Genomic DNA, 24403 nt, shown 5'->3' with positions numbered 1-24403 from the left:
CATCCATGATTACCCAGTCAAGATCGGAACCCAAACCATAAAAACGATCTTCGGGGCGAGTGTCACTCTCAGTGATCTATGCGACTCTCAGTTGGAGTTGCATGAAGTGAAGTACTTGTTGTAGTGGCTCTGCATCGAGACGAACGGCGTCCAGCCCTCTCTCCGGGCGGTGAACTGCGCCTTGGCGAACTGCCAGGCGTACATGCTGGAGGCGCCCAGGTAGCGCGCCTTGCCGGCCCGTACGACGTCGTGGAGGGCGGCCATGGTCTCCTCGACCGGCGTCTCGCCGTCCCAGCGGTGGACCTGGTAGAGGTCGACGTAGTCGGTGCCCAGGCGGCGCAGGGAGGCGTCGATGGCGGCCAGGATGTGCTTGCGCGACAGGCCGCGGTCGTTGGGCCCCTCGCCGGTCGGGTAGTAGACCTTGGTCGCCAGCACGTAGTCCTCGCGGCTGCCGAAGATCCGGGACAGCAGCCGTCCGGTGACCCGCTCCCCCGCTCCGCGGGAGTAGATGTCGGCGGTGTCGAAGAAGTTCACCCCGGCCTCCGCCGCGCGGCGGACGATCGGCTCGGCCGCCGCCTCGTCCAGCTGCCACGCCCGGTGCGCGGGGTCGCCGAAGCTCATCATGCCCAGGCAGATCCGCGACACCTGCAACCCCGATGACCCGAGCCGCGTGTAGTCCATGACGTCCTCCCGCCGCGAAGTCTGGTCCCCGGCGGGGCCGGCGGATAAGGGCGGATCGACGGCCCTCGCCCTCGCCCGCCTTCGGATCGATGGTTTCCTGTTCCGCGTGAGTTATGAGCTGAACGCGGTGATCGGTGACGCCGGCCTGCTGCGGGTACGCGCCGGGGAGCCGGCCAGGCTGGGCGCGCTGGAGGGCGGGCTGGCGGTCATGCCGATGACGAGCGCGCTGTTCGACGCGCTCACCGACGGGTCGGCGGCCGGCCTCGGGTTCTGGCGCCTGCCGGGCGGCTTCGACCGGGTGCTGGCGGGGTGGTCCGCCGACGGCCCTCTCGCGTATGTGGAGGCCGAGTACTTCGGCGGGACCGGCACCCAGCGGCCGGCGGTGTGGGCCGGAGGGGAGCTGGCGTTCGGCCCGCTCGGCGTGGCGGAGGGCGAGCCGTTCCCGCCGGCCGGGAGCCCGATCTCCCAGGCACTGCGCCGCCTGGGAGTCGAACGGGGCGACGCGGTGGACGAGTTCGCCGCGGCGGGCCTGTACCGGCACCGCCACGGCGCGGCCTGGATCAGCTGACCGCTTGCCCGCGGCGCCGGGGGAGGTCAGGCGGCCGGCACTCCGCCGCTGCCGGCGGCCACCGCCCAGACGCCCGGCTCGATCTCGTCCGACCGCGTGCGCGTCGCGGTGCTCAGTTCCTCCGGCCGGCGCGCGCTCGGCGACCAGCGGACCACCGTGAGATCCACGCCCCCCACGGTCGCGTCGCCAGGTCCGCCTCGTCACGAGCCGGCCGAGCCTCCGTCAGAGGTCACCTTCACGATGGCCCACGCTCCGCACCACCGGGGGCGCCCGGTGCCCGTTCCTGGATGATCGCCTCTATCGGGACCCGCGGCGCCCCGGAACCGGGCGCTCGGCGACCTCGATCCTGGACGGCGACTGCGGCGATCGGCGGAGCTCCCGCTCCCAGCGCGAACGCCGGCCACGCGTCATCGAGCGAGGAGTGCATCACCCCCGCCGGCCACCGCGTGCCGGGCGGGCGGACCATGTGGAACAGCGCATCGTGGCCCGCCCGCACCGTGAGAACCGTTACGACCCCTGCCGTCGCCTCCCCGTGGACGACCGTCAGTGGAAGAAGACCAGCACGCCGCCGTGGTGGGAGCACGCGCCCTGGTGGTGGGCCGCGTAGGAGTACGTGCCGTCGCGGCACTCCGCCGTCGCGCCCGCCGGATGCGCCGGGGCCTTCGGCGCGCGGTGGACGGGCCGGTGCGGCACCGTACGGCGTGGCGCCGCCCGGCGAACCGGCTTCTTCTTCGGTGCCGCGTGCCGTGCCGGAGCACTCGGCCGTACCGCCGGCGCCGTCTCGGTCGGCGTGTCGGACGGCAGGACGGTCGGCGTGTCCGGCGGCGCCGCCGACCCGCTGTCGAGGACGCTCGGCGTCGCCACGCCGCCGGCGTTCTCCTCCGGGACCGGTCCGCACGCCGTCAGCAGAACGCACGCGGCCAGAACCGTCGCTAACGTCTTTCCCCGCATCACCCTCACCCCGTTCGATCGACTGACTGATCGACGTACGGACGACGGCGCGGGTTGGCGAAAGCCCAGGTTAATGGCCGGTGACGGACAAAAGAGAAACGTCCGACTCCGCTACCACGAAGAATACGTCCGGGTATCCACGTGGCCACGTTTCGTGATCAGCCCTCCGGGGAGGGGCCGCGGCCTCAGGCGGGCGTAGCGTCACCAGTAGAGGCCTGGTTCGGAGGTGGGGTCATGAAGGTCGTCGAAGAGAGCCTGCACATCCCGGTCGCGGACGTCGTCCTGGAGGTCGACGTTGTCATCCCCGACCGGCCCCGCGGGGTGGTCCTGTTCGCGCACGGCAGCGGAAGCGGCCGTCACAGCCCGCGGGGCCGGCGCGTCGCGGCCGAGCTGAGCGACGCCGGGCTGGCCACGGTCCTGGCCGACCTGCTCACCCCGGCCGAGGAGCACCGGGACGAGATGCGGTTCGCCGTCGGGCTCCTGGCCGCGCGGGTCACGGCGCTGACCGACTGGCTGGCGATGTACTCCCGTACGCGGGGGCTCGGCATCGGCTACTTCGGCGCCAGTACGGGCGCGGCGGCCTCGCTCGTCGCCGCCGCCGAGCGCCCCGGCACCGCGCAGGCGGTCGTGTCGCGGGGCGGCCGGCCGGATCTCGCCGGGGAGCACCTCCAGCGGGTCTACCAGCCCACGCTGCTGATCGTCGGCGGGGACGACGCGGGCGTCGTCGACCTCAACTGCGAGGCGCTGCGGCGGCTCCCTGCCGAGGCGCGGCTGGAGATCGTGCCGGGCGCGACGCACCTGTTCGAGGAGCCCGGCGCGATGGAGCGGGTGGCCGACCAGGCCAGAGACTGGTTCCTGCTCCACCTGCGCCCGGTCGCCCACCCCGCCGGCCAGTACACCTAGAGTTCGGACAGCGCGATGGCGGTCCAGTGCTCGAAGCGGCCGTACCGGTCGGCGATCGTCTGGGTGTGCGGGGGCGGCAGGTCCAAGATGGCGTCGGCCGCGTCCGTCAGGTCCCAGTACGGATGGCGCATGTCCCGGCCGACCACCTCGCGGTAGACGGACTGGAAGCGGCCCGCCACGTCCACGCCGTACTCGATCGCCAGGTTGAGGCGCATCCGGGCCAGGTCGACGCCGTAGGGCCCGCGGCTGCCGGTGCTCCAGTCGACGATGCCGGTCAGCCGGTCGCCGGTCCAGATCGTCTGGCCCGGGTGGAAGTCGCGGTGGATGAAGCCGGACGGGGTCTCCGGCGCCGGGCCCGACAGCGCCTCGAAGACGCGCTCCCACAGCTCCGAGCTGCCCGACCACGAGGGCGGGCGGCGCTCCCCGTTCACCGTCTTGTCGTAATACGGCGCGTACGGTGGCAGCGCGGTGTCCAGCGGCACCTCGTGGATGCGCGCGAGCGCCTGCGCCAGCGCGATCAGGTAGCCGTCCATGTCCCACGGGCGTCCGGCGGGGCGGCCCGGCAGGCGGGTGATCAGGAGGGCCGGCACGTCGCAGATCCGGCCGTGCGGGTCGGCGGCGAGCAGCCGCGGCGCGGGGACCTCGGTGTCGTCGAGGAGCTCGAGCACGGCGGCCTCGTTGGCCGGAACGTACCAAGGGTCCGTGCGCAGCCGTCCGGTGTCGTGGAAGCGGCGTACGACGAGCCTGCGCGGCGGGTCGCCCGCGTCGATGGCGTGCAGCGTCGTCGAGCCGACCCCCATCGAACGGATCGAGGAGATACGGCCGGCGACCACGTCGCGTACCCAGCCGAGCACCGTCTCGGGCGGATGCGGAGATGCCATCTACCGGGCGGAGGCGAGATCGGCGGAACGCACCGACGTGGTGGTCACGATCGGCGCACCCGAACCGCGCACGTTCATGCGAACACCTTCTTCTCCGTCGATACTCCGGCGTCTCCTGCTGGACACCGTCCGTTCGCCGAGCACGGCTAGCGTCGCTGCGCCGCATCCGACGACAAGAGGCTCAATGGCTAATTCCGATCGCATCTCCGAGGTCTACAAGGGCGAGATCTGGGCTGAAAGTACTCAGCAGGTCGCTCGTGATCGTATCCACTGGCTGGTAGGGCAGGCCACTGGAGACGTTCTCGACATCGGATGCTCCCAGGGCATCGCCTCGATTCTGTGCGCGCGGCGCGGCCTGAACGTCGTCGGCATCGACATTCAGGCCGATCGTGTCGAGTACGCGCTCGGCGAGCGCGACGCCGAGCCGGAGGACGTGCGGCGACGGCTCGACTTCCGGCTCGCCGACGGAAACGCGCTGGACTTCCCCGACGCGTCGTTCGACACCGTCATCATGGGGGAGATCGTCGAGCACTCCCCCGACGCCTCGCCGCTGCTGGCCGAAGCCGCCCGCGTGTTGCGGCCCCAGGGCGTGCTGGTGCTGACGACGCCGTTCGGGCTGAGCCGTCACCACGACCACTACGCGACGTTCTACGTGGACTCGCTCGTACGCCTGCTCGCGCCGTACTTCACGGTGGAGAGCCTGGACGTCGTCGACCGCTACCTGCGGGCGTGCTCGCGGCCGGGCCCGATGGCCGACCCGGACCGGCTGGTCGTCGAGTCGCAGCCGCTCATGGAGCGCGCGCTGGTCGCCATCCAGAACTCCATGCAGGACGAGAAGGAGAAGATGCGGCGCTACGACGTCGCGATCGCGCGGTACGAGCAGGTCAACGCGCGGATGAAGAACCTCGAGGCCCGTCTCGCGCACCAGTCCTACCGCACCGACTACGTCACCTGGCAGCTCAAGTCGGCCAAGAGCCGCAAGTGGTGGCGGCTCGGCGAGGCGCTGTGGAGCGCCAAGCGCCCGGCTCAGGCGCTGAAGCTGCCCAAGAACGTCGCCACCGCGCTCAAGCCCGCGCCGCGCCTGGAGGAGCCCAAGCCGGAGACGACGGCGGGTTCGCCCGACCTGTCCGGCCACTACACCGCCATCCCCATTCCCGAGGTGGCCATCCCCGACGGGCCGGTGGCGCGCGACACCAAGGTCGCGGTGATCCTCGACGTCTTCTCCACCGACGCCTTCCGGTACGAATGGGAGCAGATCACGTTCGGGCCGGAGGACTGGCGCGAGGTGCTCGAACGTGAACGGCCGGCGATGCTGTTCGCCGAGTCGGCCTGGCACGGCAACAAGGGCCGCTGGGCGACCATGATGAGCGCGGCCGGCGCGCCCAAGCAGCCGGTGCGCGACCTGGTCGCCTGGTGCAAGGAGCAGGGCATCCCGACGGTCTTCTGGAACAAGGAGGACCCGCCGAACTTCGACCGTTTCATCGAGACGGCCAAGCTGTTCGACCACGTGTTCACCGTGGACGCCGACTGCATCCCGCGCTACGTCGAGGCCGTGGGCCACGACCGGGTCGCGCTGCTGCCGTTCGGCGCGCAGCCGCGCATCCACAACCCGGTCGCGGTGCCGGGCGGGCGCAAGCACGAGGTGGCGTTCGCCGGGACGTACCACGCCAAGAAGTACCCCGAGCGCGCCGCGCAGATGCAGACGATCCTCGGCCCGGCGCGCGAGTTCGACCTGCACATCTACAGCCGCATCTCCGACGACCCGGACTTCGCGTTCCCGGCGGAGTACACCGACTTCATCGTCGGGTCGCTGCCGTACGAGCGGATGCTCGCGGCGTACAAGGCGTACAAGATCTTCCTGAACGTCAACTCGGTGACCGAGTCGCCGACGATGTGCGCCCGCCGCGTCTTCGAGCTGTCCGCCTGTGGCACGCCGGTCGTCTCGGGGCACTCGCGGGCGCTGGAGCGGGTCTTCGGCGATCTCGTACGCCTGTCGTCGGCGCCCGAGCAGACCACCGAGGCGCTCGTGGAGCTGATGAAGGACGCCGACCTGCGCGACCGTGTCGGGCACCTGGCCATGCGGGAGGTCTTCTCCAAGCACCTGTACGGCCACCGGGCCGACAGCGTGCTGTCGGCCGCCGGCGTGTCCGCCCCCCGGCGCGAGCGCTCGATCTCGGTGATCCTGCCGACCAATCGGCCCGACCAGGTCGACCACGCGATCGCCCAGGTCGCCGCGCAGGACCACCGTCCCCTGCAGCTCGTGCTCGTGCTGCACGGCATCCCCGCGGACGGTGTGGAGGCACGGGCGCGCGCGGCCGGGATCGAGGACGTCGTCGTCCTGTCCGCCGACTCCTCCCTCACCCTCGGCGCCATCCTCAACCTCGGCATCGACGCCGCCGACGGCGCGTACCTCGCCAAGATGGACGACGACAACCTCTACGGGACTCACTACCTGAGCGACCTGGCGTACGCCTTCGACTACACGACGGCGGGCCTGGTCGGGAAGGGCGCGCACTACTGCGAGATGCGCACGCACGGCGTCACGCTGCTGCGCTTCCCGCACCTGGAGCACACCGAGGCCGAGCTCATCCAGGGCGGCACGATCCTGGCCGACGGCGACGTGCTGCGGAAGCTGCGCTTCGCCGACCTGCCGCGCGCGATCGACAGCGACCTGCTGCGGCGGGCGCAGGGCGAGGGCGTCGGCATCCACTCCGGCGACCGCTTCAACTTCGTGTCCGTGCGCGGCGACCGTGAGGCGCACACCTGGAAGGTGAGCGACGCGGAGCTGATGCGGCACGGGCGCGTGGCGTTCCACGGACCGGCCGGGGAGCACGTGCTGTTCTGATGCTGGACACCGTCTCCGAGCCGGCCACCTCACCGAGGCAGGCCCCCGCGTGGCGGCCCGCGGTCATCCTGGGCGCCGTCCTGACGCTGCTGTACGGCGTGCTGCTGCTGCGTGACCTGTCGGTACCGCAGCCGGTCGACCACAGCCGCTACATGGACGCCGCGCGGTCGTTCCCGTCGCCGCCGAAGGACCCGATCTTCGACCACCAGTACCTCCGCATCGGCCTGACCGGGCCGACGGCGGTGGCGATGAAGGTCTTCGGGTACTCCGAGGTCACCTACCACGCGTTCCCGGTGGCGGCGGCGCTGCTGCTGTTCGCCTCGGTGTACGCGATCGGCGTCCTGTGGTTCGGCCGTCTCGTCGGCGCACTGTCGGCGGGGGTGCTCGGCTGCGCCGGGATCGTGGTCGTGGCCGGCACCGAGCTGCTGCCCGACCTGCCGGCCACCGCGCTGTTCACCGCCGCCGTCGCGCTGACGATCGCGGTACGGGAGGACCTGCTGCCCTGGCGGCGCCTCTGGCTCGTCGTCATCGGCGTGCTCATGGGCTGGAGCTACCTGACGCGCGAGTTCATCGTGTTCGTCTGGCCGCTGGTCCCGGTGCTGCTGTGGCGGCGGGCCGGCCGCTGGGAGTGGCTCTGGGGGTTCGTGCCGGTGGCGCTCACCGGGATCGGCGAGACCGCGCTCAACGCCCACCTGTACGGCGATCCGCTGAAGCGGCTGCACGCCGGGTCCGGCCTCGGTGACCTGCCCTCGCGCCCGGAGGTCGCGGCGACCTTCCACGACCTGCCGCTCTGGGTGTACCTCTGGCGGCTTCCGCAGCAGCTCGCCCGCCTCGCCGAGGGGCCGGGCCTGCTCCTGCTGCTCGCGCTGACGCTCGCCACCGGGGCGTTCGTGGTTTTCCGCCGGGCGCGCGGCACGGCGACGCTCCCCGAACGCCGCGCGGGCGTGTTCGCGCTGTGGGTCATGCTGCTGTGGGTGCCGCTCACGCTGGCGGGCGGCGTGCTCGACCCCGGCCGTCCGAAGCTGCGGCTCCAGCTGTTGCGCTACTGGTACCCGCTGTTCCCGGCGCTCGTGCTCGGCGGCGTCGCCGCGCTGTGGCTGGCGGCTCGCGCCCTGCGCCTGCCGGACCGGCGGCGCGCCGTCGCGGCCACGGCGGTCGTCTCCTGCGTCGCGGTCGCCACCGCGTCGCTCGCCGTCGCCGGCCGGCCCGGCATGCCGGGCTGGGCCGGCTCGGACCGCGTGCGGTCGGACGCGCTGCCGGAGTTCCGCTCGTGGCTGGCGCGGTCGGACGCGCGGACGGTGTGGGTGGACACGAAGCTGTTCCGCATCCTGCCCATCTACTTCGTCACCTCGACCGGCCACCGGATCTGGCACGGCCACATGCGCCCGATGCTGTCCTCGGGCCAGCCACCGGCGGGCGACTACGTGGTGGCCTACAGCGTCGGCAGCGACGCCTGCCCGCGCTGCGGCGACACGGCGCGCGCCGTCCTTCCCTCGGTACCGCCGGCCTGGCGGCCCGTGATGACCAGCCACGACCACCTCCTGCGCGTCTGGCGCGTCGCCTGAGAAACGTCATGTCGGATTCCCGCCAGCGTGACGTGTCCCGGACCGGAAGCCTGGATCCATGACCTCCACGTTCCGGATCCACGCCCTGCCCGCCGCACTGCTCGCCGACGTACGGGCCGGCGCGTACGACAGGCCCGTCGAGCACAGGGTCGCCGACGGCGGCGAGCCCCTGCGCTGCTGCCTGCGGAACGCCCGGCCCGGCGAGGAGGCGCTGCTGTTCGGGTACGAGCCGCCGCTGCCCGACAGCCCCTACCGCGAGACCGGCGCCGTGTACGCGCACGCCGGTCCGTGCGCGGGGCCGGACGCGGACGACGTCTACCCCGCGGACTGGCGTGGACGCCCGCAGGTGCTGCGCGCCTACGACCGGCGCGGCTGGATCCACGACGCGACGCGGTCGCACGACGGCTCCGACCCCGAAGGGGTCGTCGCCGCGATGCTGGCCGACCCCGAGGTCACCGTGATCCACAGCCGCAACGTCGAGTGGGGCTGTTACATGTTCGCCGTCACCCGCTGATCTCCGCGTACGGCGGGCGGCACCGGATCGCCGTCACGTCGCCGCGCAGCGCGCAGGACCCGGCGGCGTACGGGACGAGCAGCGTGTCGCCGGCGCTCACCTCGACCGGGTCGCCGTGCTCCGCCTCCAGCGTGCCGGCCCCGGTGAGCACCACGACGACCGCGAACGCCGGGTCCAGGACGCTGACCGGATCCGGCCGCAGGCGCTCGGCGGCGAAGAAGGCGTCGGCGAGCTCGGGGAACAGCCGGTCCACGCCGGGCCGTACGCCCCGGCCCGCGCGCCGTGCCCGGCGCAGGTCCTCGATCCGCGCGGTGTCCCAGGAGGTGCGGTCGACGCAGGTGAGCGCCTGGTCGAAGCCGAGGCCGAGGTGGCCGTCGGCTTCGCCGTCGACGGCGAAGCCCTCCCACTCCAGCAGCACGGAGTAGTCGGTCGGCTCCTGGACCTCCACGAGGAGGATGTCCGAGCCGATCGCGTGCGGGACGCCCGCCGGGCACAGGACGGCGTCTCCGGCGCGTACGGGGACGCGGTTCGTCGCGGCCAGCATGTCCGCCACCCGCTGCCCGTCCACCCACGCGGCGAGCTCGCCCGCGCCGACGTCCCGGTCGAACCCGAGGTGGACGGCGGCGTCCGGCGCGGCCTCGACGACGATCCACGCCTCGGTCTTGCCGTACGGCGCGGCCAGGTGCGTACGGGCGAAGTCGCGGTTCGGGTGGACGTGCAGAGGCAGGCGCTCGCCGGCGTCGAGGAGCTTGACCAGGATCGCCGGGTCCGCGCCGTGCCGGGCGACGTGCTCGGGGCCGAGCCAGCGCTCGGGGTCCTCGGCGATGGCCGCCGCGAGCAGCGCGCCGCCGGGCAGCGTGGTCAGCCCGCCGGGCGCGGCGCCGCTCCGCGCCGTCACCGACCCGATCCAGTCCTCCGGGTGGTACGGGTCGCCGGAGGGGGCGGTGCCGCGGAACCGGTCGATCCGGCCGGCACCGCGGTAGAACGAGCGCGGCATGTTGGCCGCGAGCATGAGGGGGCGCACGCGTCCCATCCTCCTCCCGCTCGTTAAGCGATCAAGGTTGGCCCAGGCTTTCCCGCGCGTTTCCTCCCGCGCCTCGAGTCGTTGTCGGCCAGCTGAGACCACTGTCGTGGCCCACCGAGCGACCCCCTGAGGCAGGCTGTCATGACCGGCATCAACCGGCGCAGATTCATGCAACTCGCGGGCGGTACCGCCGCCGCGTCCGCCCTCTCCACCAGCATCGCCCGCGCCGCCGAGATCCCGGCGAACCGGCGTACCGGCACCCTGCGCGACGTCGAGCACGTCGTCGTCCTGATGCAGGAGAACCGTTCCTTCGACCACTACTTCGGCACGCTGCGGGGCGTACGCGGCTTCGGCGACCCGCACCCGGTGACGCTGCCCAGCGGCAGGCCGGTCTGGTACCAGTCCGACGGGACCAGGGACGTGCTGCCCTTCCGGCCGGAGGTGGACGACCTCGGCCTGGTGTTCCTGCAGGACCTGGACCACAGCTGGAACGGCGGGCACCTCGCGCTGAACCAGGGCCGGTACGACAAGTGGATCCCGGCCAAGACCGCCACGACGATGGCCTACTTCACCCGCAAGGACATCCCGTTCCACTACGCGCTCGCCGACGCGTTCACCGTCTGCGACGCCTACCACTGCTCACTCCTTGGGCCGACCGACCCGAACCGCTACTACATGTGGAGCGGCTACACCGGAAACGACGGCAGGGGCGGCGGGCCGGTCCTCGGCAACGACGAGCTCGGCTACTCCTGGACCACCTACCCCGAGCGCCTGCAGAAGGCCGGGGTCTCCTGGAAGATCTACCAGGACGCCGGCGAGGGCCTGGACTCCACCGGCTCCTGGGGCTGGACCAACGACGCCTACATCGGCAACTACGGGGACAACTCGCTGCTGTACTTCGACCAGTACCGGAACGCGAAGCCGGGCGACCCGCTCTACGACCGGGCCCGTACGGGCACCGACGCCAAGGGCGGGCAGGACTACTTCGCGATCCTCAAGGCCGACGTGGCCGCGGGGAGACTGCCCCAGGTCTCCTGGATCGTGGCGCCCGAGGCGTTCTCCGAGCACCCGAACTGGCCGGCCAACTACGGCGCCTGGTACATCTCCCAGATCCTCGACACGCTGACCGCCGACCCGGACCTGTGGAGCAAGACGGCGCTGTTCATCTGCTACGACGAGAACGACGGCTTCTTCGACCACGTCGTCCCGCCGTACGCTCCGTCCGCGCCGGGCCGCTCGACCGTGGAGGTGACCGGCGAGATCTTCAGCCCGCCGGCCGGTGACGGGAACGCCGCCGGGCCGTACGGGCTGGGCCAGCGGGTGCCGATGTTCGTCGTCTCGCCGTGGAGCAAGGGCGGCTGGGTCGACTCCCGGGTACTGGACCACACCTCGATCATCCGGTTCCTGGAGCGGCGTTTCGGCGTGCACGAGCCGAACATCTCGCCGTGGCGGCGCGAGGTGTGCGGCGACCTGACGACGGCGTTCGACTTCGGGCGCACCGCCACGGCGATGCCGTCCCTGCCCGGCACCGGCGGCTACACACCGCCGGACCACGACCGGCACGACGACTACGTGCCCAAGCCTCCGGCCAGGCCGGCGCTCCCCCGGCAGGAGCCCGGCGTACGGCCCGCCCGGCCGCTGCCGTACGACCTGGCCGCGGACGTCCGGCTGACCGCGAGCGGCCTGCGGCTCGACCTGGCCAACCACGGTCAGGCCGGGGCGGCGTTCCACGTCACGTCGTCGAGCCGCCCGGACGGCCCGTGGACGTACACGGTCTCGGCGGGCCGGCGGCTGTCGGACACGCTGACCGCGCCGGGGGCCTACGCGTTCACGCTGCACGGCCCGAACGGCTTCCTGCGGCGTTTCGCGGGCGCGGGCGGGCGGACGGGCCCCGAGGTGACGGCACGCCACGACGGCTCGGCGGAGAAGGTCCGGCTCGTGCTGTCGAACGGGAGCGCGAAGGCGGTGCGGCTGACGGTCGAGGACGCATGCGACCACGGGCGGCCGGCGTCGTACCGCCTCCGCCCGGGCGCGAGCGTGACGCACAGCGTGCCGACGCGCCGCAGCCACGGCTGGTACGACGTGTCGGTCTCCTCCGACCAGGACGACGGTTTCTCGCGCCGCCTGGCCGGCCATGTGGAAACGGGCCGCCCGAGCACGAGCGACCCGGCCCTCGGCGCCCGCTGAGGCGTCTTCGGTCAGAGCCTGAGGACGACGAGGGCGATGTCGTCCTCACCGCCGCCGGAGACGCCGAGTTCGGCCAGGACCACGTCGGCGAGTGCTTCCGGGGGCAGCGTGCCGTGCCCGGACAGGGCGCCGGTGAGGCGGTTCAGGCCCTCGTCGATGTCCTCGCCCCGGCGTTCGACGAGGCCGTCCGTGTACAGCGCGAGGGTGGCCCCGGGCTCGTACTCCACGCGAGCCTGGGGGTGCCCGTCGGGGCACGATCGGACTCCCAGGGGCGGGTCGGTGGCGCCGTCCAGCAGGACGCACCGGCCGCCCGGGTGCACGAGCACCGGCGGCGGGTGGCCCGCGCAGCTGTAGAGGATGGTGCGACCCGGGCGGTCGATCACGGTCTGGACGACCGTGGTGGCCAGGGCGCCCTCGACCGAGCACGCGTAGCGGCCGAGCACCTCCAGCGCGCCCGCCGGGCCGTCGGCGGCGCGGATCGCGGCGCTCAGGGCGCTGCGCAGCTGGCCCATCACCCCGGCGGCGCGCAGGCCGTGGCCGACCACGTCGCCCACCGCCGCGGCGAGCCGGTCTCCGCCCAGGTCCACCAGCTCGAACCAATCGCCGCAGATGTTCAGCGAGCCCGCCGGCAGGTAGCGGACGGCCACGTCGGCGTACGGCGTCGCGGAGTCCGGCTGGAGCATGGTCCGCTGGAGGGTCAGGGCGACCTCGCGCTCGCGGGCGTGGGCCAGCCGCAGCCGCTCGTTGAGCACCTGGAGCTCCTTGGCGCGGGCGTACAGCTCGGCCTCCATCTCCTGCCGCCGCTCGTACGGGTGGTCGCCGCCCGGCCGGTGCCGCCGCTCGCCCCGGATGAAACCGGTCACGTCCTCGACCCGGTGGATGACCAGCGCCGGCCGCTCGTCCGTTCCGGGGATCGGCGTGTTGATCGGGCTCCAGTAACGCTCCTCGAAGACGCCCGGCCGGTCCGGCACCGGGATGTCGTACTTCTGCGGCGCCATGACGTCCTGCTCGCCGGTGGCGAGCGCGCGTGCCACGGAGGCGCGCAGGTTGCGCATGCCGTCGGCGGCGGGGTCGGCCGGGTTCGCCGGGAAGGCCTCGATGAGGGGCCGGCCGATCAGCTCGGCCCGTTCGCGGCCGGTGACCCGGAGGTACGCGCGGTTGACGTCGGTGATGACGAGGTCCGCGGTGAGGATCAGGCAGGGGCTCGGCGTGACCGCGAACAGCGCGGCATAGTCGATGTCCGGCGGATCAGCCATGGACGGCCCCATGGCCTCATCCTAGAGGCCATCAGCCGTTGACCTGCACAGACGCACTCTCAGGGCTTACGGCCGACCGCGGCGACGGCGAGGCGGAGCACCGGGTGCTCCTCGGCGGAGTCCTCGGAACCGTCGGGGCGCCAGTCCGGGACGCGTACGAGCCCGGGTTCGATCAGGTCGAGGCCGGCGAGGAAGGAGCCGACCTGCTCGGGAGTGCGGAAGAAACCCCGGCCCATGCCCTGGCGCATCGCGGCCTCGGCGGCCTTCTCACCGGGTGTGCCGGCCTCGACGAGGTGGTGCAGGAAGACGTGGCTGCCGGACGGGAGGGCGGCGACCAGCCGGGCGATGATGCCGGCGGGGTCCTCCTCGTCGCTGACGTAGTGGACGATGCCACAGAGGAGTAACCCGATCGGCCGGTCGAAGTCGATCTCGGCGCGGAGCACCGGGTCGCCGAGAAGGCGGCCGGGGTCGAGCAGGTCGCTGTCGAGGACGGACACCCCGACGCTGCCGGCCAGCAGGGCGCGGGCGTGAGCGAGCACGATCGGGTCGTTGTCCACGTAGACCACGCGCGTCTCGGGCGCGATCTCCCGGGCTACCTCGTGCACGTTGCCCGCGGTCGGCAGCCCGGACCCGATGTCGACGAGCTGGCGGATCCCGGCCTCGCCGACGAGGTGGCGGATGGCCCGGCGTAACACCTGACGCTGCGCGCGTACGCCGAGGTGGACCTCGGGGAGGGCACTCTTGATCTTGTCGCCGACCGCCCGGTCGGCGGTGAAGTTGTCCTTGCCGCCCAGGAGGTAGTCATAGACCCGGGCGATGCTCGGCCGGCTGAGGTCGACACCGCTGAGCCCTCGTTCCGCGGCGGGTTCCCGATCGTCCTCCACCGCGCACCCTCTCTCCGGCCTTCCCAAGATCAAGTGACGTCAGCCTAGTCGCTCAGATCCCCGTGTGCCCGCTTTTGTGCCGGTCAGGGCCGTGCGCGCAGAGGCTCTGACAACACCGCCCCCGTACCGCGCCGAATCGGTACGGTATCGAGTTGAATCAACCGGCTTCGCCAGATGCTCCATCGCCCTGGCGGAAGACGGATCGGCGGAGCGAGAGGCGGAGAGTGGACCAACTGAGCGTGAACATCGCTGGGCAGCGGATCGCTTACCTGGACAGCCCCGGCGGCGGAGGCGACCGCACGGTCATCTTCATCCACGGCAACTCGTCTTCGGCCAGAACCTGGCTCCCCCTGCTGACAGGTGCTTTCGGCCGGCGGTTCCGCTGCCTCGCGTTCGACCTGCCCGGCCATGGGCGGTCCGAGCCGGCCAGGGACCGGTCCGACTACTCGCTGCCGGGATACGCGGCCGTGCTCGCCGGCTTCGCCCGGACACTCGGCGCCACCGACGCGGTCGTCGTCGGGTGGAGCCTGGGCGGTCAGATCACGCTGGAGGCCGCGCCGGCGTTGCAGGACGCGGCCGGCTTCGTCATCTTCGGCGCACCGCCGGTCGCCTCGGCCGCGCAGTTTCCGGAGGCGTTCCTGCCGAACCCGGCGATGAGCGCCGTCGGCAGCCCGAGCCTCAGCGACGCCGAGGCGCTGTCGTTCGCCGAGAGCTTCACCGCGCCCGGCTCGACGCTCGCGACCGGCGACTTCGTGTCCGACATCCTGGCCACCGACGGCGCGGCGCGCGCGGGGCTGGGCTCCAGCGTCGGCGAAGGCCGGTTCGCGGACGAGGTCGCGATCGTCGCAGAGCTCCGCCGGCCGCTGGCCATCCTGCACGGCGCCGGCGAGCAGCTGGTCAACCTCGACTATCTGCGCGGGCTCACCATCCCCGCGCTGTGGCGCGGAGAGGTACAACTGATCCCCGGCGCCGGCCACGCGCCGCACCAGGAGACACCGGAACGCTTCGCCGCGCTGCTGACGGACTTCATCGGCGACCTCGGCGGCTGACCGGGTTCGACGTGGCCGCGGCGTGGCGCTGCGGGGGCTCCGCTAGAGTTGCCGGCGTCAGAGACGTGGAGGAGGTGAGACCCATTACCGGCAGATCAGACCGGGTGCTCTCATCTCGCGGCGTGCGGGCCGTCTGAGGTAGGCCGCCGAGAGCGCCCATCAACCGGAAGGCGCCTCCATGTCCGTTTCTCTGTCCGAATCCGCCGTCGTCACCCGGCTTCGCGCCGCGGGATGCGTCTTCGCCGAAGACGAGGCGCGGCTCCTGTTCTCCGCCGCGCGTACACCGGCCGACCTCGCCGCGATGGTGGACCGCCGGGCCGCCGGGCTGCCGCTCGAGCACGTCCTGGGCTGGGCGGAGTTCTGCGGCCTGCGGATCGCGGTGGAGCCCGGGGTCTTCGTGCCCCGCCGCCGTACGGAGTTCCTCGTGCGGCAGGCCGTCGCCCTCGCCGGGCGGGGGCCCGCCGTCGTCCTCGACCTCTGCTGCGGCTCGGGCGCGCTCGGCGTCGCGCTGGCCGCCGCGCTCGAACCGGCCGAACTGCACGCCGCCGACATCGACCCGGCCGCGGTGCGCTGCGCGCGCCGCAACCTCGCCGGCATCGGGACGGTGTACGAGGGCGACCTGTACGACCCGCTGCCCGCCGCGCTGTGGAGCCGTGTCGACGTGCTGGCGGCCAATGTGCCGTACGTGCCGACCGATGAGGTCGCGCTGCTGCCCGCGGAGGCCCGCGTGCACGAGGCCCGGGTGGCGCTGGACGGCGGCGGCGACGGGCTCGACGTCCTGCGGCGGGTGGCGGCCGGCGCCGGGCGATGGCTGGCGCCGGGCGGCCACCTGCTGGTCGAGACCAGCGAACGCCAGGCGCCGCACGCCGTCGCGGCCTTCGCCGACGGCGGCCTGGTCCCCCGCGTCGTCGTCTCGGAGGAGCTGTACGCCACCGTCGTCATCGGGGCGCCCGCGTGAGGGCCGCCGGGCGGATGTTGTGGTTCAGGTGGAACACGTTGCCTGCGTCGTAGCGGGTCTTCAGCCCGGTCAGCCGGGCGAGCTTGGCGGGCGGGTACGCGCGGCGGACCCCTTCGGGGCCGTCGTCGTTCAGTGCGTTGACGTAGACGCCGGCGGCGAAGGGGCCGAGCGCCCGCGCGCACCGCCGGACGGCGGCGGCCCGCACGTCGTCCTCGGCCGGGTCGGTCCAGCTCGTCCCGGTACCGAACTCGAAGAGCGCGTCCCGGTGGCCGAAGGCGGCGTCGTCGTCCGGCACGTCGCGAATCGCCCCGCCGTACGCCTGCAGCCCCGCGTTCGGCGGGTCGTCCCCGCTCCCCCGGGACAGGAACGCCTCGATCGCCTCGTCGGGAAGACCGCGCAGGTAGTGGCCCTTGGAGTATCTCCGCAGCGCGTGCCGGCCCACCGTGTCCTCCCGCCGCTGGAGTTCGAGGTAACTCGGCTCGTACACGCGCTCACCGGCCGGGCGGCCGAGGCCGCGCATCGCCTGGAGCAGCGGGCGGGCGCGGCCGGGGTCGCCGACCCAGACGAACCCGAGAACGGCCCGGCCGTCGCCGCCGATCGAGGCGGTGAAGGTGGCCGGGCGGGGCGCCTCGGTGTTCAGGTCGCGCCAGTGGCGCAGCGCGGGCAGCGCGCGGCCGAGCGGGAAGGCGTACTCCGCCACGAGCGTGCGCGTCCCCGCCGGGTGCAGCCGGAAGACGAACTCGGTGACGACGCCGAAGTTGCCGCCACCGCCGCGCAGGCCCCAGAACAGGTCGGGGTTCTCGGTCCGGCTCGCCCGTACGACGTCGCCGTCGGCGGTCACCATCGTGAACCGCTCGACGTTGTCGCAGGCCAGGCCGTACTGGCGGGCGAGCCAGCCCATGCCGCCGCCGAGGGTGAGGCCGCCGACCCCGGTGTGGGAGACGTTCCCGGCCGTGGTGGCCAGGCCGTACCGCTGCGCCGCGCGGTCCAGCGCGCCGAGCAGCGCCCCGCCCTGGACCCGCGCCCGGCGCCGTACGGGGTCGACCCGTACGCCGCCCATCGGGGTCAGGTCGATCATCAGCCCGCCCTCGGGGACGGCGAGCCCGGGCGCGCTGTGCCCGCCGCAGCGCACGCCGATCTCCAGGTCCATCGCGCGCGCGGCGCGCACCGCCGTGATCACGTCTCCGGTGCTCGCGCAGCGGACGATCATCCGCGGCCGCCGGTCCACCATGGCGTTCCACACGGTGCGCGCCTCGTCGTATCCCGCGTCGCCCGGCAGGAGCAGCGACCCGTCGAGCCGGTCCAGTGCGCGGTACTCCGTCGTTGTCGTCATGTCTTTGACACTGACAGGAATCGGTACAGGGATTAAGGTCCGATATCGTGGCCGGAAAACGAACCAATTCTCAGCTCACCGGCGAGCTCCTCGTCGAGCTCCGCCGGGACGACGCCGTTCCGCTGCACCGCCAGATCGAGGCCTCGATCCGGGCGGGCATCCGCTCCGGGCGCCTTCCCCTGGGCAGCGCGCTGCCGCCCACCCGGACCATCGCCGCCGACCTCGGCGTCTCGCGCGGCGTGGTCGTCGAGGCGTACCAGCAGCTCGCCGCGGAGGGCTACGTGACCAGCCGGGCCGGCGGCTACACGCAGGTCGCGATCGGCCCCGAGCCCGCGCCGGCGCCCGTACGCCCGGCGCCGTCGCCACGGCCGCGGATCGACTTCGGCTACGGCCGTGCGGACGTGTCCAGCTTCCCGCGCGCGGCCTGGCTGCGCTCGATCCGCCGGGTGCTCACCGAGGCGCCGAACGAGCGGTTCGGCTACCTCGACGGCCGGGGCGCGCCGGAGCTGCACGAGGCGATCGCCGACTACCTCAACCGCGTGCGCGGCGCCGCGGCCGACCCTCGCGACATCGTGATCTGCAACGGGTACGGCCAGGGCATCACGCTCATCGTCCAGGTGCTGGCCGCGTCGGGGGCGCGGCGGATCGCGGTCGAGGACCCCTCCTCCGGCGACGACGCACGGGTGGCCGCCCGCGCCGCCGGGCTCGACGTGGTCGGCGTCCCGGTCGACCAGGACGGCGTGCGCGTCGGCGCGCTGGACCGGCTCGACGCGGACGTCCTGGTCCTGACCCCGTCGCACCAGTGGCCGACCGGCGGTGTGCTGTCGGCCGAGTCGCGCGCGGCCGTGCTCCGGTGGGCGGCACGGCGGGACGCGCTGGTGGTCGAGGACGACTACGACGCGGAGTACCGCTACGACCGCGCGCCCGTCGGCGCCATCCAGGGCCTGGCGCCCGACCGGGTCGTCTACGCCGGCACGGCCAGCAAGACGCTGGCGCCCGGTCTGCGGATCGGCTGGCTCGTGGTCCCCCGCCACCTCGTCGGCGACGTCGCCGCGGCCAAGGTCGCCGCCGACCGCGGCTCGCCCGTGATCGACCAGCTCGCGTTCGCCGACTTCCTCACGCGCGGGGAGTTCGACCGGCACCTGCGCCGGATGCGGCCGGTCTACCGGCGGCGCCGCGACGCGCTGCTGTCCGCCCTGCGGGAGCGGCTGCCCGAGCTCGAACCGGCCGGTGTCGCGGCGGGCCTGCACCTCGTCGCCTGGCTGCCGCCCGGCCTGGACGAGGCCGCCGTGGTGACGGCGGCCGCGCGGCGCGGGCTCGGCGTCTACGGCGTCGGGCCGTACCGTATCGCCGCCGAGGGCGCCGGCGGCCTGATCTTCGGCTACGCCACGCTCGGCGAGCGCACCATCGCCGAGGGGATCGGCCTCCTGGCCGACGTCGTCGGTGAGATGCGCTCACGCTGAGGCGGCTAGCCGCCGTACGGGCGGGTGATGATCTCCAGATTGTGGTCGTCCGGGTCGGCCCAGTAGACGCCGCGGCCACCGTCGTTGCCGTTGATCCGGCCCGGCTCGGCGCGGAACGGGTCGGCCCAGTACTCCAGCCCGAGCGCCTTGATCCGGCCGAAGATCTGGTCGAACTCCTCCTCGGTGACCAGGAACGCGAGGTGCTGCTGCCGGACCGGCCCGGTGCCGTCGAGGAAGTCCAGGGACACCCCGTTCGCGACCTGGACGACCGCGAAGGGCCCGTACGCCGTCGGGGCCGGCAGGCCGAGGATCTCCGCGAGGAGCTCCGCCGACCCCCGCTTGTCCGTAATGTGCACGATCGTGTGGTTCAGCTGTACCGGCATCTCACTTCTCCCCCGGAAGGCCCAGCGGGCCGACGATGGCGTCCTTGACGGTCATGATCGATGGCCTCTCTCTGCGCGGCGTCAGTGTGTCGAGCGCGGTGTGCGTACGACGAGAAGGACGGCGACGGCGACGCAGGCCAGCAGGATCGACGCCGAGCCCGCGGCGGTGCCGAAGCCGCGGACGAGCGCCTCGCCCGGCGGCGTGTGCCGGGCCAGCCGGTGGTGGGTGGCGGTGACCGCGATCGTGTTGAGCACCGCGACGCCGACGGACCCGCCGACCTGCATGGCGGTGTTGGCCACCGCGGCCGCCACGCCCGCGTCGCGCGGGTCGACGCCGCCGGTCACGACGTTGATCGCGGGGGTGAAGACGCCGGCCATCCCCGCGCCGACCAGGATCTCGGCGGGCAGGACCAGACCGAGGTAGCCGCTGCCCACATCCAGCGTGGACAGCAGCGCCAGCCCGGCGGCGGCCAGCAGCAGGCCGGGCGTCATCAGGGTCCGCGGGCGCACGTGGGGCAGGATCCGGCCGGCGACGAGGTACCCGCTGCCGGAGACGGCCGCGGTCATCGGCAGGAACGCCAGGCCGGCCTTGAGCGGCGTGTAGCCCAGGACGGCCTGGAAGTAGTAGGTGAGCAGGAGGAACATCCCGAACGACCCGACCACGGCGGCGCCGACCGCGACGTACGCGCCGATCCGGTCCGGCCGCGTGAGCAGGTACGGCGGCAGCAGCGGCTCGGCGCGCCGGGCCTGGATGAGGAGGAACGCCGCGATGGCGACGGCGGCGACCGCGAGAGGCGCGATGACCTCGGCCGAGCCCCAGCCGTGCGGCGCCGCCTGCGCGCAGCCGAGGACCACGGCGGCGATCCCGCCGGTGATCAGGGCGGCGTCGGCGACCTGCGGCCGGGCGCCCGATCCGGCCGGCGGGTCGGGCAGCACCGCGCGTCCCGCGACGAACGCGGCGGCCGCGACGGCGATGTTGACGTAGAGGCACCACCGCCACTGCAGGTACTCGGTGAGGACACCGCCGAGGATCAGCCCGATCGCGGCCCCGCTGCTGGCCACCGCGCCGTACACGGCGAACGCCGTGCCGCGCTCCTTGACGTCGCGGAAGGTCACCGCGATGAGGGACAGGGCCGTCGGGGCGAGCAGCGCGGCGAACGCGCCCTGCAGCGCCCGGCCCGCCATCAGCACCGGCAGCCCCGGCGCGGCGCCGGCCAGAGCCGAGGCGGCGGCGAACCCGGCCAGCCCGGCCAGGAACGACCGCCGCCTCCCGAACCGGTCGGCGATCCGGCCGCCGAGCAGCAGCAGGCCGGCGAACGTGAGCGTGTACGCGGTGATCACCCACTGCCGGTCGGCGTCGCCGAACCCCAGCGACCGCTGCGCCGACGGCAGCGCGATGTTCACGATGGTGGCGTCCAGCGCCGTCATGAGCTGGGCGACGGCGATGACGATCAGCGCGGTCCAGCGCCGGTCGCCCGCAGTCCGGCCGGGACTGCGCCGGTCTGTGCTGCTCGCTGCCATCGGATCCTCCTCGGCCGATGACGCCCCCGTACGGGACGTCGCCTGGTCACTGCCGCGAACGTCGTCGCGAACCCTCTCAAACGTTAGATATCTATCGGTTAGATGTCAAACGCTTTGATGTCGACCTAGGCGGTAGGCTTCTCGGGTGACCAAGCCCGCCGGCCGGCCGATCGGCCTGACCCTCGCCCGTACCGCGAAGATCGTCGGGCGCGCCTTCGACGACGCCCTGGCCGCGGCCGGCGGCTCGACCCCGATCTGGCTCATCCTGATCTCGCTGAAGACGCACCCCACCTGCAACCAGCGCGAACTCGCCGAGGCGGTCGGCATCCAGGGCGCGACGCTGACCCATCACCTCAACGCGATGGAGGCCGACGGCCTGATCACCCGCCGGCGCGACCCCGCCAACCGCCGGGTGCACCAGGTGCGTCTCACCGAGCAGGGCGAGGCCCTCTTCTTCCGCCTGGCCGCCGCCGCACGCGCCCACGACCAGCGCCTGCGGGCCGGTCTGGAGCAGGAGGACGTCGCCGCGCTGGAACGCCTGCTCGGCCGCCTGCACGACAACGTGGTGATCACCGACGTATAGAAAGGCCCTTTCGAAAGGGCCTTTCGAGGGCTATCGTCGCGTCCATGAGCGGATCCGAGCGGAAGCTGCGCGACGTTGCCGAGCTTCGTGTGCTGGCGCATCCCGTACGCATGCGGCTACGGCAGGCCCTGTACGAACGCGGGACCGCGACCGCGACCGAGCTCGCCGAGATGATCGGCGAGAGCCCCGCGAACTGCTCGTGGCACCTGCGGCAGCTCGCCAAGTACGGCTTCGTCGAGGAGACCGGCGGCGGGAGCGGCCGCAACCGTCCGTGGCGGCCCGTGGCGCACACGTTGAGCTGGGGCGACAGTGACGAGCCCGGCGACGTGGCCGCCGCGAGCGACGAGCTGAGCGCGATGGTCTACGAGCAGGAGTTCGCCGCGCTGCGCGACTGGCAGGCCTGGCGGCGCACCGACCCGCCCGAGTGGCAGGACGCCGCGAACTTCGCGCAGAGCGTCACGTGGCTCACCGCCGAGGAGCTGGCCGAGCTCAACGACGCGCTCACGGCGATCGCCGTACGCGCCCAGGAACGCCTGCGCGACCCCTCGAAGCGTCCTCCGGGCGCGCGCCGGGTGCGGATCTTCGCCTCGGCCGTACCCGCCGCGCCGCTCCCATCCTCCTGATGCGCGGCGTCCTGCGCCTGCCGGACTTCCGCCTGCTCTTCGCCGGCCTGTCCGCGAGCATGGTCGGCGACGCGCTGATGCTGCTGGTGTACGCCATCTGGGTCAAGAGCCTGACCGGCTCCAGCGGCGCGGCCGGGCTGGTCACGCTCTTCATGGCGGTGCCGTTCGCCGCGGCGCCGCTCGGCGGCCGGCTGGTCGACCGGTTCCGCCGCCGGCCCTTCCTCGTGGCGGCCAACCTCGCGTCGGCGCTGATGCTCCTGCCGCTCCTGGCGGTCCGTACGGCGGGCGAGGTCTGGATCATCTACCTGGTCGCCGCGCTGTACGGCCTCTCGTCGGTGACGATCTCCGCCGCACTGAACGGCCTGCTGAAGGAACTGCTCGCCGACGACCTGCTGGCCACGGCCAACGGCGCGCTCCAGACCGTACGGGAGGGGCTCCGGCTCGGCGGCCCGCTCGCCGGCGCGGCGCTGTTCGCGGCGGCCGGCGGCGCGGCCGTCGCGGTGGTGGACGCGGCCACGTTCGTCGTCGCGGCGGTCGCCATCGGCCGGATGCGGCTGCGTGAGGAGCCGCCGGAGCCCGCCGGCGTGCACTGGCGGCGCGACCTGACCACGGGCCTGGCCCATCTGCGGCGGGAGCCGGCGCTGCGCCGTATCACGACCGCCTGCGCCGTGGCGTTCCTCGTCATCGGGTTCAACGAGTCGGTGTTCTTCGCCGTGCTCGACCACGGCCTGCACCGGCCGCCGGCGTTCATCGGCGTGCTCGCCTCGGCACAGGGCGCCGGCTCGGTCGCGGGCGGGCTGGCGGCGGCTCAGATCATCGGCAGGGCCGGCGAGATCGCCGCGACCGCGGCCGGGCTGGCCGCCTTCGGGCTGGGCGACGGCCTGTGCGTCGTGCCCCGGCTGCCGGTCGTCCTGGCCGGCAAGACCGTCGCCGGTGCCGGACTGGCCCTGCTGGTCATCGGGCTCACCACGTCCTTGCAGCGGCGTACGCCGGGGCCGCTGGTCGGCCGGGTCTCCCTGGCCGCCGAGACGCTGACGGCCGGGCCGCAGACGCTGTCGATCGCGGCCGGGGCCGTGCTGGTCTCGGCGGTGGACTACCGGCTGCTGCTGACGGCCGTCGCGACCGGCATGGCCGGCGCGGCGTCGTACCTGTGGAAGGGGCGCACGCTGACCACGCCCACCCGACGGGGTAGGTCACTCGTCGGGGGGACATCCGATGAGTGAGCTGGTCAGGCCCATGATGGCCGTGCTGCGGCACGGGCTGCCCGCCGACGACGACGCGTACGGCTGGGAGCTGAAGTGGGACGGCGTACGGGCCGTCGCGTACGTGCGGGACGGCGGCGTCACGCTGATGTCCCGTAACGACAAGGACATGTCGCGCTCCTACCCCGAGCTCGCCGCGCTCGGCGGCATGCTCGGCGAGCCGGTGATCCTGGACGGCGAGATCGTCGCGCTGCGGGACGGCCGGCCGGACTTCGGGCTGCTGCAGTCGCGGATGCACGTCCAGCGGCCGTCCGACCGGCTGGTCACGGCGGCGCCGGTGCTCTACTACGTCTTCGACCTGCTCCGCCGGGGCGAGGAGTCGCTGCTGGGCGAGCCATACCCGAAACGGCGCGCGGCGCTGGAGGAGCTGGGTCTCTCCTCCGACCCGGTGCACACGCCGCCGTGGTGGCGGGGCGGCGGGCCGGCGGTCCTCGCGGCCAGCATCGACCAGGGCCTCGAGGGGGTCGTCGGCAAGCCGCTGACCTCGCGCTACCTGCCCGGCCGCCGAGGACCGTGGATCAAGGTCAAAAACGTCCGCCACCAGGAGGTGATCGTGGCCGGCTGGACACCGGGCGAGGGCCGCCGCGCCGACATGATCGGCTCCCTGGTCCTGGGCGTGTACGACGACCATGGGCTGCGTTATGTCGGGAACGTCGGCACGGGCTTCACGGACGCGATCCTGCGCGACCTGGCGGCCACCCTCGCCCCGCTGAGGCGAGACGGCAATCCGTTCGACACGACGGTGCCCGCGCCCGTGGCCCGTACGGCGCACTGGGTCGAGCCGGACCTGGTCGGTGAGGTCGCCTTCGCCGAGTGGACCGGCGACGGCCACCTGCGCCACCCCAGCTGGCGCGGTCTGCGTCCCGACAAGGAACCCGAACAGGTCCATGCCGCCGAGGACTGAACGCCGGTTTTCTCTCCTGGTGATGGCTTCTTCCTCATGTGCCTGTTTCCCCGGCGGCGCCGGCC

General features: G+C 73.1%; 22 protein-coding genes and 1 pseudogene. 13 read left to right on the top strand and 10 right to left on the bottom strand.

The genetic code is table 11. From position 1 onward, the window contains the following. Nucleotides 1-117: 117 nt before the first annotated feature. A pseudogene (locus tag QWU11_RS45250) lies at nucleotides 118-681 on the bottom strand (aldo/keto reductase); the annotation flags it as partial. Between the two features lie 106 nt (nucleotides 682-787). On the opposite strand from QWU11_RS45250, the gene QWU11_RS45245 reads away from it, so the two are divergent. After that, nucleotides 788-1249, top strand: coding sequence for a hypothetical protein (locus tag QWU11_RS45245; protein ID WP_290120793.1), 462 nt, complete (start codon nucleotides 788-790; stop codon nucleotides 1247-1249). Nucleotides 1250-1275: 26 nt separating this feature from the next. Here QWU11_RS45245 and QWU11_RS45240 read toward each other — a convergent pair whose 3' ends face one another. After that, a complete protein-coding gene (locus QWU11_RS45240) occupies nucleotides 1276-1416 on the bottom strand; it encodes a hypothetical protein (protein WP_290120792.1) in 141 nt (46 codons plus the stop codon). 376 nt (nucleotides 1417-1792) lie between these two features. After that, nucleotides 1793-2200 (bottom strand): DUF3761 domain-containing protein, encoded by a 408-nt coding sequence (locus QWU11_RS45235; protein WP_290120791.1) that lies wholly within the window; start codon nucleotides 2198-2200, stop codon nucleotides 1793-1795. 234 nt (nucleotides 2201-2434) lie between these two features. Between QWU11_RS45235 and QWU11_RS45230 the strand changes: the two genes are divergently transcribed. Next, on the top strand, nucleotides 2435-3103 hold the full coding sequence (locus QWU11_RS45230; protein ID WP_290120790.1) for an alpha/beta family hydrolase: 669 nt from the start codon (nucleotides 2435-2437) through the stop codon (nucleotides 3101-3103). On the opposite strand, the gene QWU11_RS45225 is transcribed toward QWU11_RS45230, so the two are convergent. Then, the gene (locus QWU11_RS45225) at nucleotides 3100-3984 is read right to left on the bottom strand and encodes an aminoglycoside phosphotransferase family protein (protein WP_290120789.1); all 885 of its coding nucleotides are present in this window, start codon (nucleotides 3982-3984) and stop codon (nucleotides 3100-3102) included. The genes QWU11_RS45230 and QWU11_RS45225 overlap by 4 nt on opposite strands. Before the next feature lie 184 nt (nucleotides 3985-4168). On the opposite strand from QWU11_RS45225, the gene QWU11_RS45220 reads away from it, so the two are divergent. From QWU11_RS45220 to QWU11_RS45210, 3 genes are read left to right on the top strand one after another with little or no spacing between them, the layout of a single operon-like run. Beyond that, nucleotides 4169-6829, top strand: coding sequence for a methyltransferase domain-containing protein (locus tag QWU11_RS45220; protein ID WP_290120788.1), 2661 nt, complete (start codon nucleotides 4169-4171; stop codon nucleotides 6827-6829). Continuing rightward, nucleotides 6829-8394 carry a glycosyltransferase family 39 protein gene (locus QWU11_RS45215; protein WP_290120787.1) on the top strand — a complete coding sequence of 522 codons (1566 nt, stop codon included), beginning with the start codon at nucleotides 6829-6831 and terminating at the stop codon, nucleotides 8392-8394. Before QWU11_RS45220 ends, QWU11_RS45215 begins: the two co-directional genes overlap by 1 nt. Nucleotides 8395-8452: 58 nt before the next feature. Then, nucleotides 8453-8908: a DUF1203 domain-containing protein gene (locus QWU11_RS45210; RefSeq protein WP_290120786.1), complete on the top strand. Its 456-nt coding sequence runs from the start codon at nucleotides 8453-8455 to the stop codon at nucleotides 8906-8908. On the opposite strand, the gene QWU11_RS45205 is transcribed toward QWU11_RS45210, so the two are convergent. Continuing rightward, complete coding sequence (locus QWU11_RS45205; RefSeq protein WP_290120785.1) at nucleotides 8898-9932, bottom strand: hypothetical protein; 1035 nt, start codon at nucleotides 9930-9932, stop codon at nucleotides 8898-8900. The genes QWU11_RS45210 and QWU11_RS45205 overlap by 11 nt on opposite strands. A 141-nt stretch (nucleotides 9933-10073) precedes the next feature. On the opposite strand from QWU11_RS45205, the gene QWU11_RS45200 reads away from it, so the two are divergent. Continuing rightward, entirely contained in the window at nucleotides 10074-12119 is a 2046-nt protein-coding gene (locus tag QWU11_RS45200; RefSeq protein WP_290120784.1) for a phosphocholine-specific phospholipase C, read from the top strand. Nucleotides 12120-12130: 11 nt separating this feature from the next. Here the strand turns inward: QWU11_RS45200 and QWU11_RS45195 are convergent, their stop codons facing one another. Both QWU11_RS45195 and QWU11_RS45190 read right to left on the bottom strand, forming a co-directional pair. Then, a complete protein-coding gene (locus QWU11_RS45195; protein WP_290120783.1) occupies nucleotides 12131-13375 on the bottom strand; it encodes a SpoIIE family protein phosphatase in 1245 nt (414 codons plus the stop codon). A gap of 59 nt (nucleotides 13376-13434) precedes the next feature. Next, nucleotides 13435-14259 carry an SAM-dependent methyltransferase gene (locus QWU11_RS45190; protein ID WP_290120782.1) on the bottom strand — a complete coding sequence of 275 codons (825 nt, stop codon included), beginning with the start codon at nucleotides 14257-14259 and terminating at the stop codon, nucleotides 13435-13437. Nucleotides 14260-14498: 239 nt separating this feature from the next. Here QWU11_RS45190 and QWU11_RS45185 point away from each other — a divergent pair, with 239 nt between their 5' ends. Beyond that, nucleotides 14499-15308 (top strand): alpha/beta hydrolase, encoded by an 810-nt coding sequence (locus tag QWU11_RS45185; protein WP_290120781.1) that lies wholly within the window; start codon nucleotides 14499-14501, stop codon nucleotides 15306-15308. 178 nt (nucleotides 15309-15486) lie between these two features. After that, complete coding sequence (locus QWU11_RS45180) at nucleotides 15487-16266, top strand: putative protein N(5)-glutamine methyltransferase (protein WP_290120780.1); 780 nt, start codon at nucleotides 15487-15489, stop codon at nucleotides 16264-16266. Here QWU11_RS45180 and QWU11_RS45175 read toward each other — a convergent pair. Next, on the bottom strand, nucleotides 16247-17599 hold the full coding sequence (locus QWU11_RS45175; protein WP_290120779.1) for an FAD-binding oxidoreductase: 1353 nt from the start codon (nucleotides 17597-17599) through the stop codon (nucleotides 16247-16249). The genes QWU11_RS45180 and QWU11_RS45175 overlap by 20 nt on opposite strands. Before the next feature lie 47 nt (nucleotides 17600-17646). Here QWU11_RS45175 and QWU11_RS45170 point away from each other — a divergent pair, with 47 nt between their 5' ends. Beyond that, entirely contained in the window at nucleotides 17647-19062 is a 1416-nt protein-coding gene (locus tag QWU11_RS45170) for a PLP-dependent aminotransferase family protein (protein ID WP_290120778.1), read from the top strand. Between the two features lie 5 nt (nucleotides 19063-19067). Here QWU11_RS45170 and QWU11_RS45165 read toward each other — a convergent pair whose 3' ends face one another. Next, nucleotides 19068-19445 carry a VOC family protein gene (locus tag QWU11_RS45165; RefSeq protein WP_290120777.1) on the bottom strand — a complete coding sequence of 126 codons (378 nt, stop codon included), beginning with the start codon at nucleotides 19443-19445 and terminating at the stop codon, nucleotides 19068-19070. A gap of 81 nt (nucleotides 19446-19526) precedes the next feature. Then, on the bottom strand, nucleotides 19527-20966 hold the full coding sequence (locus QWU11_RS45160) for an MFS transporter (RefSeq protein WP_290120776.1): 1440 nt from the start codon (nucleotides 20964-20966) through the stop codon (nucleotides 19527-19529). 145 nt (nucleotides 20967-21111) lie between these two features. On the opposite strand from QWU11_RS45160, the gene QWU11_RS45155 reads away from it, so the two are divergent. The 4 genes from QWU11_RS45155 to ligD are packed head-to-tail and all read left to right on the top strand — an operon-like array spanning nucleotide 21112 to nucleotide 24338. Then, nucleotides 21112-21549: a MarR family winged helix-turn-helix transcriptional regulator gene (locus QWU11_RS45155; RefSeq protein WP_290120775.1), complete on the top strand. Its 438-nt coding sequence runs from the start codon at nucleotides 21112-21114 to the stop codon at nucleotides 21547-21549. 44 nt (nucleotides 21550-21593) lie between these two features. After that, nucleotides 21594-22172, top strand: a complete 579-nt coding sequence (locus tag QWU11_RS45150) for a helix-turn-helix domain-containing protein (RefSeq protein ID WP_290120774.1) — start codon at nucleotides 21594-21596, stop codon at nucleotides 22170-22172. After that, nucleotides 22172-23395 (top strand): MFS transporter, encoded by a 1224-nt coding sequence (locus QWU11_RS45145; RefSeq protein WP_290120773.1) that lies wholly within the window; start codon nucleotides 22172-22174, stop codon nucleotides 23393-23395. The genes QWU11_RS45150 and QWU11_RS45145 overlap by 1 nt, the downstream gene beginning before the upstream one ends. Beyond that, complete coding sequence (gene ligD, locus QWU11_RS45140) at nucleotides 23388-24338, top strand: non-homologous end-joining DNA ligase (RefSeq protein WP_290120772.1); 951 nt, start codon at nucleotides 23388-23390, stop codon at nucleotides 24336-24338. The genes QWU11_RS45145 and ligD overlap by 8 nt, the downstream gene beginning before the upstream one ends. Nucleotides 24339-24403 lie beyond the last annotated feature (65 nt).

The sequence above is a fragment of the Actinomadura sp. DC4 genome (assembly GCF_030406325.1).
Lineage (GTDB): Bacteria > Actinomycetota > Actinomycetes > Streptosporangiales > Streptosporangiaceae > Actinoallomurus.
Note: the sequence above shows the minus strand (reverse complement) of the source record. Positions and strands in the feature narration are given on the sequence as shown.

Bases quoted from the DNA above. Each gene is read 5' to 3' on its own strand.
- QWU11_RS45175 (WP_290120779.1), bottom strand. From the start codon at position 17,599: ATGACGACAACGACGGAGTACCGCGCACTGGACCGGCTCGACGGGTCG.
- QWU11_RS45210 (WP_290120786.1), top strand. From the start codon at position 8,453: ATGACCTCCACGTTCCGGATCCACGCCCTGCCCGCCGCACTGCTCGCC.
- ligD (WP_290120772.1), top strand. From the start codon at position 23,388: ATGAGTGAGCTGGTCAGGCCCATGATGGCCGTGCTGCGGCACGGGCTG.
- QWU11_RS45150 (WP_290120774.1), top strand. From the start codon at position 21,594: ATGAGCGGATCCGAGCGGAAGCTGCGCGACGTTGCCGAGCTTCGTGTG.
- QWU11_RS45220 (WP_290120788.1), top strand. From the start codon at position 4,169: ATGGCTAATTCCGATCGCATCTCCGAGGTCTACAAGGGCGAGATCTGG.
- QWU11_RS45200 (WP_290120784.1), top strand. From the start codon at position 10,074: ATGACCGGCATCAACCGGCGCAGATTCATGCAACTCGCGGGCGGTACC.
- QWU11_RS45145 (WP_290120773.1), top strand. From the start codon at position 22,172: ATGCGCGGCGTCCTGCGCCTGCCGGACTTCCGCCTGCTCTTCGCCGGC.
- QWU11_RS45195 (WP_290120783.1), bottom strand. From the start codon at position 13,375: ATGGCTGATCCGCCGGACATCGACTATGCCGCGCTGTTCGCGGTCACG.
- QWU11_RS45235 (WP_290120791.1), bottom strand. From the start codon at position 2,200: ATGCGGGGAAAGACGTTAGCGACGGTTCTGGCCGCGTGCGTTCTGCTG.
- QWU11_RS45165 (WP_290120777.1), bottom strand. From the start codon at position 19,445: ATGCCGGTACAGCTGAACCACACGATCGTGCACATTACGGACAAGCGG.
- QWU11_RS45225 (WP_290120789.1), bottom strand. From the start codon at position 3,984: ATGGCATCTCCGCATCCGCCCGAGACGGTGCTCGGCTGGGTACGCGAC.
- QWU11_RS45180 (WP_290120780.1), top strand. From the start codon at position 15,487: ATGTCCGTTTCTCTGTCCGAATCCGCCGTCGTCACCCGGCTTCGCGCC.
- QWU11_RS45160 (WP_290120776.1), bottom strand. From the start codon at position 20,966: ATGGCAGCGAGCAGCACAGACCGGCGCAGTCCCGGCCGGACTGCGGGC.
- QWU11_RS45215 (WP_290120787.1), top strand. From the start codon at position 6,829: ATGCTGGACACCGTCTCCGAGCCGGCCACCTCACCGAGGCAGGCCCCC.
- QWU11_RS45230 (WP_290120790.1), top strand. From the start codon at position 2,435: ATGAAGGTCGTCGAAGAGAGCCTGCACATCCCGGTCGCGGACGTCGTC.